Source organism: Herbidospora sp. RD11066 (genome assembly GCF_054661255.1).
Window position 1 is genome coordinate 658,943 of sequence record NZ_BAAGDO010000002.1, and the last position, 16,961, is coordinate 675,903.

Here is a 16,961-nt window from a genome sequence, read left to right on the forward strand (position 1 = left end):
CGACAACCTCCACGCGTCACTGAGCATCAGAAGTCAGCACTTTCGGAATCCAGCGCCATCCGGACCAGGCTCTCGGCGTCGAGCGCGTCGATGTCCCCAGCGGTTCCGCCGCCGGAGTCCGGGGCCTCGCCGTCGGGGTCGGCCAGCCGGAGCAGGGCGTCCAAGATGCCCGCGTCGCGGAACCGGGACAGGGCGGTGGTGGCCAGCACGCGCCGGAGCGTCTCCTCCTCGGCGTCGGCGCCGTCGGCGCCGTCCAGAACGAGCCGCTCGCGCAGGTACTCGGCCACCGCAGCGGTGGTGGGGTGGTCGAAGACGACCGTGGCGGGCAGTTTGAGGCCGGTGGCGGCGTTCAGCCGGTTGCGGAGCTCGACCGCGATCATCGAGTCGAACCCGAGGTCACTGAAGGCGCGGCGCGGCTCGATCGCCTCGGGCGACGCCTGGCCCAATACGGCGGCCACGTGTGCCCGGACCAGCGTGAGCAGCGTGCGTTCCTGGTTCTCGGGCGACAGCGCCGCCAGGTCGCGGCGCAGCGCCTCGGTGACCTCGGCGGCGGTGTCGTCGGCCAGTTCCGCCGTGGCCGGGGCTCCGGCCAGGGCGCGCCAGACGGGCGCGGCGTCGGTCTGGCCGCGCAGCCGTGCCAGGTTCACCTTCGCCGCGACCAGGACGTCCTCGTCGCGCTCCAGCGCCAGGTCGAGCAGGGCGAGCGTGTCGTCCTCGTCCAGGTCCGGCCCCCAGGCCAGGGAGACGGCCCCGTGGGCGGCCAGCGCTTGGAGGCGGCCCGCTCGGGCGCTCGCCTCCGCGTCGGCGGTTCCGAGGGCGGCGTCCAGAGTGGTGAAAAGGAAGGACATGCTCGCCGGGACGGCCACGTCGCCGGCGACGATCGTGACGTCCACGGTGGCCGCCAGGTCGGCTGCCAGGGCGGCGGCGCCGGGCGCGGCGGGACCGAGGTCGGTCGCCACGGTCACGGCGGTGGCCCGGCCGGTCGCGGCCAGGTGGCGGGCGGCGCAGGCCACCGGCGTCCCGGGTCCGCCGGTGACCAGAACAGCCCCAGGCAGGTTCTTGGACGAATTCGCAGGGCCGGTCAGGCGGGTCAGCCTTCGGCCATAGACCGTGTCGCCGCGCAGGGCCAGTTCGGGTTCGTCGGAGGTCAGGGAGGCGGCCAGCATGCTCAATCGGTCGTCCGCGCCCCCGGGCAGGTCGGCCAGGACCAGGCGGCCGGGATGCCGGGACTGGGCCGAGCGGACCAGCCCCCAGGCGGTCGCACCGGCCAGATCGGGCGCGGAATCGCCGGGGCCGGTCTGCACCGCGCCCTTCGTCACCAGCACCAGACGGGCGGCGGCCAGGGGTTCGAGCTCCAGCCACCGCTCGACGAGAGCGCTCGCCTCGTCACCGGTCGGCAGGTCGGTGACCGCGAACTGCGGGACCGCTTCGCCGTCACCGACGGCGGCGGCCAGGGAGGCCAAGTCGGGGTGGGCGGCCACGGTGGCGCCGATCGCGCGGAGCCCGTCGCCGAGCCCGGCGGAGTCGGCGCCGATCACCGCCCACGGTCCGGTGACCGCGATCGTGGGGTCGGGGACCGGCTGCCAGGTCAGGCCGAACAGGGCGTCGCGCAGAGTGTTCCCGGCGAGCCTGAGCTGGGTGGCCGTGACCGGGCGTCGTACCAGCGCGTCGACCGAGACGACCGGCGCGCCGGTGCCGTCGGCGGCGGTCAGCGACCAGCCGCCGTCGCCGCGCCGGAGCCGGACCCGCAGCCGGGACGCGCCCGGCGCGTGCACCGAGACACCGGACCAGGAGAACGGGAGCCAGGCCGCCTCGCCGGTCTCGCCGTGGTCGGGGAAGAGCGCCGTAGTCTGGAAGGCGGCGTCGAGCAGGGCGGGGTGGATCCCGAAGACCCCGGCCCCGGCGGCGACGGGCTCCGGCAGCGCGACCTCGGCGACGACGTCGTCACCGTGCCGCCACGCCGCCCGCAGGCCTCGGAAGGCAGGGCCGGTGGCCGCCAGGTCGTCGAGGCCGAGCGGTTCCGCGCCGGTGGGCGGCCAGACGAGGAAATCCCTGGCCAGGGCCGGTTCGGCGGCGCGGGCCGGGGTCAGCACGCCGCTCGCGTGCCAGGTCCAGGCGGGGTCGTCGGGGCCTTCCAGACGGGCGTAGATCTGGACGGTCCGCCTCTCGTTCTCAGGGGCGCCGATGGCGATCTGGACCTGGGTCGGGCGGTCGGCGTCTAGCACCAGCGGGGCGGTCAGGGTGAGCTTCTCGATCCGGGGGCAGCCGGCCTGGTGCCCGGCGACGACGGCGAGTTCGGCGAGCACCGTACCGGGCAGGACGGTGATCCCGCCGACGGTGTGGTCGGCGAGCCAGGTCTGCGCCTTCGCCGACAGCCGCCCGGTGACGACCAGCCCCTCGCCCTCGGCGAGTTCGACACTCGCGCCGAGCAGAGGGTGGCCGACCGACGCGAGCCCGGCCGAGGCGACATCCCCGGCCCCGGACGCGACCGGCGCGGGCCAGAACCTCCGGGACACGAAGGCGTAGGTGGGCAGGTCGACCCGCTCCGCCTCGGCGAGAACCGAGGTCCAGTCGACGGCGACACCGCGCACGAACGCCTCGGCCAGCGAGGCCAGTGCCCGCGCCGGACCGCCGTCGTCGCGGCGCAGGGTGCCCGTGACCACGGCCGAGTCGTCGAGCGTGTCCATGACCGCGGCCGTGAGCACCGGGTGGGGAGAGCTCTCGACGAACACGCCGTAGCCCGACCGGCCCAGCACTTCGATCGCGCGGGAGAACTCGACGGGGGCGCGGAGGCTGGCGTACCAGTATCCGGCGTCCATTTCGGGCCCGGCCAGGAACTCGCCCGTCATCGCCGACACCATCGGGATCCGCCCCTGCCGGGGCGTGACGCCAGCCAGAAGCGTGAGGATCTCCTCGCGCAGCTCCTCGACCTGAGGGCCGTGCGAGGCGTAGTCGACGGGCAGCATCCGCGCCCGGACACCGTCACGGTCACAGTCGGCGAGTAGCGCGGCCAGCGCCTCGGGGTTACCGGAGACCACGGTCGCGGCAGGCCCGTTCACCGCAGCGATGGAAACCCCATCACGTGACGACCTCTCGTGGCTTCCGCCGCTGGATGCCGATGCGGCGGCCGACGGCTTCTTGCGCTTTTTGGAACCCGGCTCGACGGTCGGCGTTTCGATCCGGCTCTGAACCTTGGCGACCGGCTCGGCGATGGACAGCATCGCGCCGCGTCCCGATAGCGCGGTCAGCGCCTTGCTTCGTAGGGCGACCACCTTGGCGGCGTCGTCCAGGGAAAGGATTCCGGCGACGACCGCAGCGGCGATCTCGCCCTGGGAATGGCCGACCACCGCGTCGGGCCGGACACCTGCGGCTTCCCAGAACGCGGCGAGTGACACCATCACGGCCCACAGGGCGGGCTGCACGACATCCACCCGGCCGAGGTCCAGGTCGTCGTCGTTCAGCGACCAGTCGGTGTAAGGCTTCAAGGCTTCTGCGCATTCGGCCATTCGTGCCGCGAACACCGGGCTGCTTTGTGAGAGCTCGCGGCCCATGCCGACCCACTGCGAACCCTGGCCGGGGAAGACGAACGCCACCCTGCCGGTGCCGCCGCCCGCCGGGACCTCGCCGGAGACGAGTCCGGCGGCCGGAAGACCGGTGGCGAGTGCCGTCAGGGCCGACGACAGGTCGGTGCCATCAGCGCCGATGGCCACGGCGCGGTGTTCGAAGACCGAGCGGCTGGTGACCAGCGACCAGGCGACGTCCTCGACGTTCAGGTCGGGGCGTTCCGCCACGAGGGCGGCCAGCCGGTGCGCCTGGCCCGACAACCCGGCGCGGGTGCGACCCGACAGCGGCCACGCGGTGACCGAGCCGGTGAGGACCGGCACGGTCTCGACCTTGCCCCGAGGCAGCGGCGCGGGAGCCTCTTCCATCAGGACGTGGACGTTCGTGCCGCTGATCCCGAACGACGACACACCCGCCCGGCGGGTCCGCCCGTTCACCGGCCACGGTCGAGCCTCGTCAAGCAGCCGGACGTCGCCTTCGGTCCAGTCGACGTGGGTGGACGGGTTCTCGGCGTACAGAGAACGAGGAAGTTCCTCGTGCTGGAAGGCCAGCACCATCTTGATCACGCTGGCCACGCCGGCGGCGCACTGCGTGTGCCCGATGTTGGTCTTCACCGAGCCGAGCCACAGAGGCCGGTCCCGATCCTGCCCGTAGGCGGCCATGAGCGCCTGGGCCTCGATCGGGTCGCCCAGTTCGGTGCCGGTGCCGTGCGCCTCGATCACGTCGATGTCGGAGGGCGACAGCCGGGCGTTGGCGAGGGCGGCCCGGATGACGCGCTGCTGGGACGGGCCGTTCGGCGCGGTGAGGCCGTTGGAGGCGCCGTCCTGGTTCATCGCGCTGCCGCGGATCACCGCGAGCACGGGGTGGCCGTTGCGCTGGGCGTCCGAGAGCCGTTCGACCACCAGCATGCCGACGCCCTCGGACATGCCCATGCCGTCGGCCGACGTCGAGAACGCCTTGCACCGCCCGTCGTGGGCGAGGGCCTGCTGCTGGGAGAAGCTGACCAGGCCGCCCGGCGTCGCCATGATCGTCGCGCCGCCCGCGAGCGCCATCGTGCACTCCCCCGCCCGCAGCGCGGCCACGGCCACGTGCAGCGCGACCAGCGACGACGAGCAGGCGGTGTCGATGGTGACGGCCGGTCCTTCGAGCCCCAGCGTGTACGAAATGCGGCCCGACATCACGCTCGCGGCGGTGCCGGTCATCATGTGCCCGGCGAGTTCGATCGGGAGCCCGGCACCGTATCCGGAGAACGCCGCCCCGACGTAGACGCCGGTGGCGGAGCCGCGCAGGACCGCTGGGTCGAGCCCGGCCCGCTCGATCGCCTCCCACGAGGTCTCCAGCAGCAGGCGCTGCTGCGGGTCCATGGTCAGGGCCTCACGCGGGCTGATCCCGAAGAAGTCGTGGTCGAAGTCGGCGGCCCCGGCGATGAACCCGCCCTGGCCGGTGCTCGTGCCTGCGGTGTCCCAGCCCCGGTCGCCCGGCAGCGGCGAGATCGCATCGGTGCCGGCCTTCAGCAGCTCCCAGAACCCCTCCGGGTCGTGGACGCCACCGGGGAAACGGCAGCTCATCGCCACGATCGCGATCGGCTCCCCGGCCGCGGCGACCACGGCCGGAGCGGCCGCCACCGGGACGTCGTCACCCAGCAGCCTGCCCCGCAGGAGTTCGGCGAGCGCCGACGACGAGGGGTGGTCGAACACCACCGTGGCCGGGAGCCGCAGGCCGGTGGCGGTGGACAGCCGGTTGCGCAGCTCGACCGAGGTCAGGGAGTCGAACCCGAGGTCGCGGAAGGCCCGGCGCGGTTCGATCGCCTCGGGCGAGGCGTGGCCGAGTACAGCGGCGACATGGCCTCTGACCAGGTCCAGAAGCAGCCGGTCACGGTCGGGCACCGAGCTGCCCGCGAGCTCACGGCGCAGGGCCTCCCCCGCCGATCCGCCCGCCGCGCCCAGGGCGGACGCCATCGGCGGCCGGGCCGGACCGCCCGCAAGGGAACGCCAGAGCGGGGCGAGGTCGGCGCCGAGCGCGGCCTGCGCCCGGATCCCGGCCACGTCGAGCCGGGCCGGGACCAGGAGCGCGTCGTCGCGGGTCAGGGCCAGGTCCAGCAGCCCGAGCCCCTCATCGGCGGAGAGAGCGGCCACGCCGCCCTGGCGGATGCGGTCGACGTCCTGGGCGCTGAGGTTCCCGGTCATGCCGCTGGCCTCGGCCCACAGGCCCCACGCCAGCGAAACGGCGGGCAGTCCTTCGGCGTGGCGGTGGGCGGCCAGCGCGTCGAGGAAGGCGTTGCCCGCCGCGTAGTTGCCCTGTCCGGCGGCGCCGAAGGTCGCGGCTCCGGCGGAGAAGAGGACGAAGGTGTCGAGGTCGCTGTTCCTGGTCAGTTCGTGCAGGTTCCAGGCGGCGTCGGCCTTGGGCCGCAGCACCACGTCGATCCGGGCGGGGGTCAGCGACTCGATCACGCCGTCGTCGAGCACACCAGCCGTGTGGACGACGCCCGTCAGCCGCTCCCCGGCCAGGAGCGCGGCCAGCCCTGCCCGGTCGGCGGCGTCACCGGCGACGATCCGCACGTGGAGCCCGGCCGTGGCCAGATCCGCGGCGAGGGCGGCGGCGTTACGGGCGGCCGGTCCCGACCTGCTGGTCAGCAGCATGCCTGAAGCGCGTTCGGTGGCGGCCAGGTGCCGGGCGACGAGGCCGCCCAGCGTTCCGGTGCCGCCGGTGACCAGGACCGTGCCCGGCTCGCGAGCGGGGGCGGGGACGGTCAGCACGATCTTGCCCACGTGCTTGGCCTGGCTCATGAACCGGAACGCCTCCGGCGCGCGGCGGACGTCCCAGACCCGCATCGGGAGCATCGCCAGGGTGCCGTCCCTGAGCAGGCCGGTGGCCTCGGCCAGGATCTCGGTGAGGCGTTCGGGGGCGGCCTCGCCGGTGACGAAGGGCCGGTAGTCCACGCCCGGGTGGACGGCGGCGACCTGCTCGGGGTCGCGGACGTCGGTCTTGCCCATCTCCAGGAACATCCCGCCGCGTGGCAGCAGGCGGAGCGACGCGTCGGTCAGGTCACCGGCCAGGGCGTTGAGGACGATGTCGACGCCCTCGCCGCCGGTGGCGTCCAGGAAGGCGGTTTCGAAGTCAGCGGTACGGGAGGAGGCGATGTGGTCGGCGGGCAGGCCCATCGCCCGGAGCGCGGGCCACTTGGCCGGGCTGGCGGTGGCGTACACGTCCAATCCCAAGTGCTTGGCCACCGCGACGGCGGCCATGCCGACACCACCGGCGGCGGCGTGCACGAGCAGCCGCTGCCCGGGGCGGGCGGCGGCGAGGTCGGCCAGCGCGTACCAGGCGGTGGAGTAGGCGATCGGCACGGTGGCCGCCGCGGCGAACGACCAGTCGGCCGGCATCGGGGTCAGCAGCCGCGAGTCGGCGACGGTGAGCGGACCGGCGGCGCCGGACGCCATCCCCAGCACCCGGTCCCCCGCCTTGAGGCGGGTCACGCCGGGGCCGGTCTCGGTGACGACGCCCGCGATCTCGGTGCCGACGAGCGCGTCGACGGGATACATGCCGAGGGCGATGAGGACATCGCGGAAGTTCAGCCCGACCGCCCGGACGGCGACCCTGACCTCCCCCTCGCGCAGCTCGGCGGCGGCCTCTTCGTTCGGGACGAGGGCCAGCCCGTCGAGCGTGCCCTTCTCGACGGCGTCCAGCCGCCAGAGGGCGGTGGGCGGCGGGGTCAGCGGCGGCACGGCGGAGCGCACGAGGCGGCGCCCGCGCGCGACGTCGTCCCGGACGGCGAGTTCGGGTTCACCGGAGCCCAGCGCGGCGGCGAGCACGCCGAGACCGTCGCCGGACGCGGGCAGGTCGGCCAGCACGATCCTGCCGGGGTTCTCCGACTGCGCGGAGCGGACGAGGCCCCAGACGGCGGCGGCGGCCAGATCGGCGATGGTCCCGCCGGGCTCGGTGGCGACGGCCCCACGGGTGACGATCACCAGCCGGGCCGGAGTGTCCAGGGCAAGCCACTCGTGGAGAAGCCCGAGCACCTCCCCGGTGAGCCCCCGAGCGGCCTCAGCCGGATCGCCGTCATTCGTTCGACCGAGGCCACTCGTGGTGACGCCTGTCGTGGTGATGCCAGGTCCGGTGTGGCCGATCGTGGTGGGGTCGGTTCCAGTTGGGCCGGTCGTGGTGATGCCGGTTCTGGAATGGCCGGTCATGGCGACGCTGGTTTCGGTGGACCCGGTCGTGGTGAGGCTGGTTGCGGTGGAGCCGGTTCCAGTAAGGTCGGTTGCACTGGGGGCCATTGCGGTGATGCCGACGAAGACCAGGTCGGCGGGGGTGGCGGCCTCGGCTAGGGCGGTCAGGTCGGCGTGGGTCTCGGCGCCGAGACCGGCGGCCAGTCCGAAGGGGTCGTCCCCGATGACGGCCCAGGCGTTTGGGGTGGCGCTCGGGCCATCACTGGAACCAGCGGGGCGGCTCCTAGGGACCGAGGTGGCGGCGATCGGGGTCCACTCGACGGCGAATAGGGCGTCGTCCAAGGGGTTCCCGGCGGCCGGGAGGGCTCCGGCGGTGGCCGGGCGCAGGACCAGGGAGTCGGCGGAGACCACGAGCGTGCCGACGGGGTCGGCGGCGGCGAGGGCGATGCCGGCGCCGTCGGCGTCGCGCCGGAGGCGGACCCGGAGGCGGGTCGCGCCGGCCGCGTGCAGGGACAGGCCGGTCCAGGCGAAGGGCAGCAGGACCTCCTGCCCGCCGCTCGGGAAGACGCCTTCGACCAGGCCGGCGGCGTGCAGGGAGGAGTCGAGCAGGGCGGGGTGCAGGCCGAACTCGGCCGCGTCGTCGGCGGCGTCGTCGGGGAGGGCGACCTCGGCGAAGACGTCTTCACCGCGTCGCCAGGCAGAGCGCAGACCCCGGAAGGTCGGCCCGAATCCGTAGCCGCCCTCGGCTTGGGCCTCGTAGCGGCCGGTGAGGTCGACCGGCTCGGCGCCCTCCGGCGGCCAGACCTGGAAGTCGGAGGCTTCGGTTGGCACGACGGCGGGGGCGAGCAGGCCGGCGGCGTGCCGGGTCCAGGTGCCGTCGGCGTCCTCGACCTGGCCGTACACCTCGATCGCGCGGTGGCCCCGCTCGTCGGGGGCGCTCACCGAGACTTGCACGCGGACCGCGCGGTCGGCGGGGAGCGCGAGCGGCGCGGCCAGTGTGAGTTCTTCGAGGCGGGGGCAGCCCGCCTGGTATCCCGCCCGGACGGCGAGTTCCACGAACGCGGTCCCCGGCAGCAGCACGGTCCCGGCGATCGTGTGGTCGGCCAGCCAGGGCTGGGCACGCAGGGAGAGGCGTCCGGTGAACAGCAGGCCCTGGCCACCGGCCAGGTCGACGGCCGCGCCCAGGAACGGGTGGCCGACCGGGCCCAGGCCCAGGGCGTCGGCCCCGGCGCCCATCGCAGTGGTCGGTTTCGGCCAGTAGCGCTGCCGCTGGAACGCGTAGGTCGGCAGGTCGACGCGCTTCCCTGCGGGCAGGACCGAGGGCCAGTCGATCGCGCCGCCGTGGACGTGCACCTCGGCCAGCGAGGTCAGCAGCCGGGCGGGGCCGCCGTCGTCGCGGCGGAGGGTCCCGGTGACGATCGGGGCCTCGGCCTCCAGAGTGGCGGCGATCGACGTCGTGAGCACGGGATGCGGGGAGACCTCGACGAACACGCCATAGCCGTCGCGGCCCAGACGCTCGATACCCGGCGCGAACCGCACGGTGGCGCGCAGGCTCCGGCACCAGTAACCGGCGTCGGCCTCGGTGCCGTCGAGGTAGTCGCCGGTCATCCCGGAGACCATGGGGATCAGGGCGGGGCCGGGGGTGATGCCGTCGAGGGCGGTGATGATCTCGTCCCGGATGTCCTCGATCTGCGGGCCGTGCGGGGCGTAGTCCATCGGTACGAACCTGGTCCGGACGCCGTCGCGCTCGCACTCGTCGGCGAGCGCTTGGAGGTCGTCGACCGCGCCGGAGACGGTGATCGCCTCGGGGCCGTTGACCGTGGCGACCGCCAGGTGCTTGTGCCCGTCGAGCCGCGCCTCGACCGCGTCCAGCGACGCGACGATCGAGAGCACGCCGCCCTGACCGGCGATGGCCGTCATGGCCTGGGCGCGGCGGGCGACGACCCGGGCGGCGGTGTCGAGGGAGAGCACCCCGGCGACGCACGCGGCCGCGATCTCGCCCTGGCTGTGCCCGATGACCGCGTCCGGGTGGACCCCGGCCGCCTCCCAGACGGCAGCGAGCGACACCATGACCGCCCAGAGAGCGGGGTGGACCACATCGATCCTGGACAAATCAGGCGCACCAGGAGCCTGTGCCAACACTTCTGCGAGGTCCCAGTCGACGTGCGGCGCGAGCGCCCTGCCGCATTCGGCCAGCCGGGCCGCGAAGACCGGGCTCTTCTGGGCCAGCTCATGGCCCATTCCGGCCCACTGACCGCCCTGACCGGGGAAGACGAACACCACCGGCCCGGCGGCCCCGACGGCGCCGGTGACGAGCCCGGCCGAGGGTTCACCGGCCGCGAGCGCGGCCAGCGCGGCCATGAGGTCGTCGCGGGTGTCACCGCGCACCACGGCGCGGTGCTCCAGCGAGGTGCGGGTGGTGGCGAGCGACCAGCCGATGTCGGCGGGGTGGAGTTCGGGGCGAGCCTCAAGGTGAGCGACCAGCCTGCGCACCTGCTCGGTCAGCCCGGCGGGAGTGGCTCCGGACACCAACCAGGCCGGTGCCCCACCGACGAAAAGCCCGGACCCTTCGGCGTAAACGGCCGCCCCGGAGTCGTCGCGCTTCTCAAGATCGGCGGACATCTCGGAATCGGCGGACATTCCAGAGTCGGTGCGGGTCCCAGAGTCAGTGCGGGTCCCGGAGTCGACGTGGGTTCCGGAATCGGCGGGCAAGGCGTGGGCTGTGGGCGCTGCGGGAGGTTCTTCGAGGATGACGTGGGCGTTGGTGCCGCTGATGCCGAAGGACGAGACCGCGGCCCGGCGGGGGCGGGAGTCCCCGGAGGCGGGCCAGGCGGCTGCTTGGTTCAGTAGCTTGACGTGTCCGGCCGTCCAGTCGACGTGCGGGGACGGCACCTCGGCGTGCAAGGTAGCCGGGACCAGGTCGTGCTGGAAGGCCAGGACCATCTTCATGACCCCGGCGGCACCGGCCGCCTGCTGGGCGTGGCCGATGTTCGACTTCACCGAGCCGAGGAGCAGCGGCCGGCCGGTGGGCCGGTCCTGCCCGTAGGTGGCCAGGATGGCCTGGGCCTCGATCGGGTCGCCGAGCGCGGTGCCGGTGCCGTGGGCCTCGATCACGTCGACGTCGCCCGGACGCAGCCCGGCGGCGGCCAGGGCGGCCCGGATCACCCTCTGCTGCGACGGGCCGTTCGGTGCGGACAGGCCGTTGGAGGCGCCGTCCTGGTTGACCGCGCTTCCCGCCACCACGGCCAGGACCGGGTGGCCGTTCCTGCGGGCGTCCGACAGGCGTTCCAGGACGAACGTGCCAACACCCTCCGACAGGCTCATGCCGTCGGCGTCGGCGGAGAACGCCTTGCAGCGGGCGTCGGCCGCGAGGGCGCCCTGCTGGGAGAAGCCGATGAACTCGGTCGGGTCGGTGATCACCATGACGCCACCGGCGACGGCCAGGTCGCACTCGCCGCCGCGCAGTGCCTGCGCGGCCAGGTGGAGCGCGACCAGCGCCGATGAGCAGGCGGTGTCGACCGTGACGGCCGGTCCTTCGAGCCCGAGTGTGTACGACACCCGCCCCGAGATCACACTCGTCAGGTTGCCGATCATGAGATGGCCCTCGGAGCCCTTCACCCCGGCCCCGAAACCGGCCTGCCCGGCGTATCCCGACGACGACGCCCCGGTGAAGACGCCGGTCAGCGAGCCCCGCAGTGTCGCCGGGTCGATCCCGGCCCGCTCCAGCGCCTCCCACGACGTCTCCAGCAGCAGCCGCTGCTGCGGGTCCATGCCGAGCGCCTCGCGCGGGCTGATCCGGAAGAACCCCGGATCGAAGTCCGCCATCCCCGTGATGAAACCGCCCTCAGGCCGGTACGACGCCCCTCCCGGACCCGACTCCCAGCCACGGTCGGCGGGGAAGGGCGAGATGGCGTCCGCCCCGGCCACCAGCAGGTCCCACAGTGACTCGGGGCCGTCGGCGCCGCCGGGGAAACGGCAGCCCATTCCCACGATCACGACCGGGTCGGCCGACGACACCGGCGTCACCCTCGACGGGTCGGGCGCGAGCACGGCGGAGCCGGTCATCTGGTCGAGGATCTGCCGCGCCAGCACGACCGGCGACGGATAGTCGAACACCACGGTCGAGGGCAGCCGCAGGCCGGTGGCCTCGTTCAGCCGGGTGCGGAGCTCGACCGCCGTCAGCGAGTCGAAGCCCATGTCGCGGAAGGCCCGGGTGGCCTGGACGTCGTCCATCGAGCCATGCCCGAGGACGGCGGCGGCGTGCCCGCGCACGAGTTCGGTCACGATGCGCTCGCGCCGGGCCTGCGTCACGTCGAGCAGGCTCGCGAGCAGCCCGGCCGCCTTACCCGACACCGCGACGGCCGAGGTCTCGGCGACGGCCTGGCGGGCCTCGGGGATCTCGTCCAGGAGCCGCCACGAGCGGGCCGCGTTGAACACGGCGGAGAACTGGGCCCAGTCGACGTCGGCCACCGCCAGCGCGGTCTCGTCGGCGGCGAGCACCTGGCCGAGCGCCGCCAGCGCCCGGTCGGGGCCGAGCAGCCGGAGACCCTGCCGCCGCAACCGGTCGGGCACAAGGCTCTGCGGCAGCCATTCGGCGTGGCCGGGCTCGTCCGGCGACCCGGACGGCGCGGGGGTCTCGGCGAACCGGCCGCCCGAATCCCAGACGCCCCAGGCGACCGAGGTCGCGGGCAGGCCGCGGGAGCGGCGGTTCTCGGCCAGCGCGTCGAGGTAGGCGTTCGCGGCGGCGTAGGAACCGTGGTCTCGGACGCCCCAGGTGGCGGTGATCGACGAGAACAGGACGAACGCGTCGAGGTCCAGGCCGGAGGTGAGCTCGTCGAGGTGGGCGGCCCCGGCGACCTTGGCGCTGGAGGCCAGGGCCAGCTCGTCGACGTCGGTCTCGTGCAGCGGGGTCAGTTCGACGGCCACCGCGGCGTGGATGACGACCTTCAGCGGCGGGGCGACCTGCGGGATCCAGTTGAGCAGCCCGGCCATGGCGTCGCGGTCGGCCACGTCGCACGCGGCCATGGTGACGGCGGTGCCGGCCTCGGCCATGGCGGCGGCCAGGGTCGCGGCGCCCGGGGTTCCGGCGCCCGGGGTTCCGGCGCCCCGGCGGCTGGCCAGGATCGCGTGCGGCACGCGGGAGCCGGACAGCCAGGTGGCCAGGTCGGGACCGATCGCGCCGCTGGCGCCGGTCAGCAGCACGCTGCCGGTGGTCGTCCACTGCGGGCCGGTCGCACGGAAAGCCGAGCGGACCAGGCGGCGGGCCTTGACGCCGCCCTGCCGGATCACGACCTGGTCCTCACCGCATCCGGCCAGCACGGCGCAGAGGCGTTCGGCGCCGCGTTCGCCGAGCACTTCGGGCAGATCGACCATGCCGCCCCAACGGCCGGGGTGTTCCAGCCCGGCGACCCGGCCCAGGCCCCAGACCTGCGCCTGGATCGGGCGGGTCAGAGCCTCGTCGGGCGCGGCGGCGACCGCGCCCCGGGTGAGCAGCCACAGCGGGGCCGCGATCCCGGCGTCACCGAGCGCCTGCACCAGGGCGAGTGTGCCCGCCAGGCCACCGGCCACGACGGGGTGCCCGGCCAGCGGCGACTCGTCCAGCGCCAGCAGGGAGACCACCCCGGCCAGGGATCCGGCCGCCGTGATCTTCCGCGCGAGCGTCTCGCGGTCGTACTCGTCGGGGGCGACCCGCAGGGTCACGACGTCGGCGCCACGGGCCGACAGGGCAGCGGCGATCTCGCCGTCGCCGGGTTCCGACGAGGGGACCAGCACGAGCCAGGTTCCGGGCAGCGCCGCCGGAGCGGGGTCGGCGACCGGCACCCAGGCCACCCTGTACGACCAGTCGGCCACCGCCGACCGGTCACGGTCCCGGCGGCGCCAAGAGGCCATCGCCGGGACGACGTCACTGAACGGCCAGCCGCCCTCGACCGAGAGCGCGTCGGCCAGACCGGACACGTCGTCGGCCTCCACGGCGGCCCAGAACCGGGCCTCGCCCTGCGACAGGGGATCCGCGGCGACGGCCGCTGCGGCCGGGGCGGGCTTGGGCCAGTAGTGCCGCCGCTGGAACGCGTAGGTCGGCAGGTCGACGCGCTCGCCCTCGGTCAGCACCGACGGCCAGTCGACGGGGACGCCCCGGACATACGCCTCGGCCAGGGACGCCAGCACCCGGGCGGGCCCGCCGTCGTCGCGGCGCAGGGTGCCCGACACCAGCGGCGCGAGCGAAGCGGTCTCCAGCGTGGCGGTGATCGCCGTGGTGAGGACGGGGTGGGCGGACACCTCGATGAAGGCGCCGTATTCGTCCCGGCCCAGCGTCTCGACGGCGCGGGAGAACTCCACCGGCGCCCGCAGGCTCGCGTACCAGTAACCGGCGTCGAGTTCGGGACCGACCAGATGCTCACCGGTCATCGCCGACACCATCGGCAGCCGGGCAGGCTTCGGGGCGATCCCCGCGAGCAGGCTCAGCACCTCGTCACGAATGGCCTCGACCTGGGGGCCGTGGGAGGCGTAGTCAACGGGCAGCATGCGCGCCCGGACACCGTCGCGTTCACAGTCGGCCAGCAGCGCGGCCAGCGCTTCGGGGTCACCAGAGACCACGGTTGCGGTAGGCCCGTTCACCGCCGCGATCGAGACCCCCGCCGACACTCCATCACGTGACGACCAGTCGCGGCCCGCGGACTCGGCAGCCAACGCCTGGCCACCGGACGACTTCTCATGGCCCACAGACTGGACGGCTGACGCCTGGCCACCCGACAACTTCTCGCGGCCCGCGGATCCGGCAGCCGACGGCACCTCGTGGCTTCCGCCGCCGGATGCCGATGCAGCGGCCGACGGCTTCTTGCGTTTTTTGGAATCCGGCTCGGCGTTCGGCGTCTCGATTTGGCTTCGGACAGCGGTGACCGGCTGGGCGGCCGGCGCCTCGATCCGGCTTCCGACATTGGCGATCGACTGGGTGGCCAGCGCCTCGATGCGGCTTCGAACCGCCGCGGCCGGCTCGGCGATCGACAACATCGCGCCGCGTCCCGAAAGGGCGGTCAGCGCCTTGCTTCGCAGGGCGACCACCTTGGCGGCGTCGTCCAGAGAGAGGATTCCCGCGACGACCGCCGCCGCGATCTCACCCTGCGAATGGCCCACCACTGCATCGGGCCGCACCCCGGCGGCCTCCCAGAACGCGGCCAGCGACACCATCACGGCCCACAGCGCGGGCTGCACGACATCCACCCGATCGAGGTCCAGATCGTCGTCGTTCAGCGACCAGTCGGTGTAAGGCCTTAAGGCTTCTTCGCACTCGGCCATCCGCGCCGCGAACACCGGGCTCTGCGAAGCCAGCTCGCGGCCCATACCGACCCACTGCGACCCCTGGCCGGGGAAGACGAAGACGACGCGAGGGGAGCTCTCCGCGACCCCGGTCACGACCGAGGCCGACGGGGACGGGGCGGCCAGCGCCGCCACCCCCGCGACCAGCTCGTCACGAGTACCACCGAGCACGACGGCCCGGTGCCCGAGCGCCGGGCGGGTGATGGCCAGCGACCAGGCCACGTCCACGGGAATCGCCTCGGGATGCGCGGCGAGATGCGCGGTGAGCCGCGCCGCCTGAGCCCGCAGGGCGTCGGCGGTATGCCCCGACACCAGGAAGCCCACCGGCCGCTTGACCGACTGGCCCATGTGCTGTTCCACCGGTTGGCCCGTCAGCTGGTCCACCGGCCGCTTCAACGGCTGGCCCGTCAGCTGATCCGCCGGCCGCTCGACCCTCTGGTCCATCAGCCGGATCCTCGGCTGGTCCTTCGCGTCGCCGAGAAGAACCGCCGGCTTCGTCGGCTCCTCCGGCTCCTCAAGGTCGTCGGGGTCCTCGGCGGTGGGGGCCGGGGCCTCCTCCAGGATGATGTGGGCGTTCGTACCGCTGATGCCGAAGGCGGAGACGCCCGCCCGGCGGGGCCGGTCACCGGCGGGCCACGGCACCGGCTCGGTCAGCAGCCGGACGTTCCCCGCCGACCAGTCGACGTGCGGTGAGGGTTCCTCGGCGTGAAGAGTGCGCGGCAGCAGGCCGTGCCGCATGGCGAGGATCATCTTGATGGCCCCCGCGATACCGGCGGCGGCCTGCGTGTGGCCGATGTTCGACTTCACCGACCCGAGCCACAGAGGCAGGTCCCGATCCTGCCCGTACGTCGCCAAGATGGCCTGCGCCTCGATCGGGTCGCCCAGCACGGTGCCGGTGCCGTGTGCCTCGACGGCGTCGACGTCCGACACGGTGAGCCCGGCGCCGGACAGCGCCGACCAGATGACCCGCTGCTGCGAAGGTCCGTTGGGGGCGGTCAGCCCGTTGGAGGCGCCGTCCTGGTTGACCGCGCTGCCGCGGACCACGGCGAGCACGCGGTGGCCCTTGCGGCGCGCGTCCGAGAGGCGTTCGACGACGAGCATGCCGGCGCCCTCGCCCCAGCCGGTGCCGTCGGCGGCGGCGGCGAACGCCTTGCAGCGGCCGTCGAAGGCGAGGCCGCCCTGGCGGGAGAACTCGGCGAAGGTGCCCGGCTCCGCCATCACGGTCACGCCGCCCGCCAGCGCCAGAGTGCACTCGCCCGAACGCAGCGCCTGGACGGCCAGGTGCAGCGCGACCAGCGACGACGAGCAGGCCGTGTCCACGGTCACGGCCGGGCCTTCGAGCCCGAGGGTGTACGCCACCCGCCCGGAGATCACGCTGGTCGCGTTGCCCGTGACGACGTAGCCTTCCGCGTCACTCGCGGGGACGGCCGCGCCGTATGCGGTGAACCCGGCTCCGGCGTACACACCGGTGGCGGTGCCGCGCAGCGAACTCGGGTCGATGCCCGCCTGCTCCAGCGCCTCCCACGACGTCTCCAGCAAGAGTCGCTGCTGGGGGTCCATGGCCAGGGCCTCACGCGGGCTGATCCCGAAGAACCCGGCGTCGAAGGCGGGGGCGTCGTACACGAACCCGCCCTGGCGCGTCTGCGACGCCTCCGCGCCGGGGACCGCCGCGTAGACGCCCTCGGCGTCCCAGCCGCGGTCGGCCGGGAAGCCCGAGATGGCGTCCACGCCGTCGGCGAGCACCTGCCAGAAGCCGTCGGGATCCGCGGCGCCGCCGGGGAAACGGCAGCCGATGCCGACGATCGCCACCGGTTCCTGGTCACGAGTCTCCAGTTCCCGCACCCGTCGGCGGGCCTTGCGCAGATCGGCTCCGGCCCGCTTCAGGTAGTCGAGAAATTTTGCTTCGTTGTCCATGGA

General features: G+C 73.9%; 1 protein-coding gene. It reads right to left on the bottom strand.

The window, feature by feature from the left end; all coding sequences use genetic code 11:
* Positions 1-26 precede the first annotated feature (26 nt).
* Positions 27-16,958 (bottom strand): beta-ketoacyl synthase N-terminal-like domain-containing protein, encoded by a 16,932-nt coding sequence (locus ACYQ78_RS09250; protein ID WP_459800323.1) that lies wholly within the window; start codon positions 16,956-16,958, stop codon positions 27-29.
* Positions 16,959-16,961 lie beyond the last annotated feature (3 nt).

Excerpts from the sequence above, each read along its gene's own strand:
- ACYQ78_RS09250 (WP_459800323.1), bottom strand. The coding sequence starts at position 16,958 with ATGGACAACGAAGCAAAATTTCTCGACTACCTGAAGCGGGCCGGAGCC.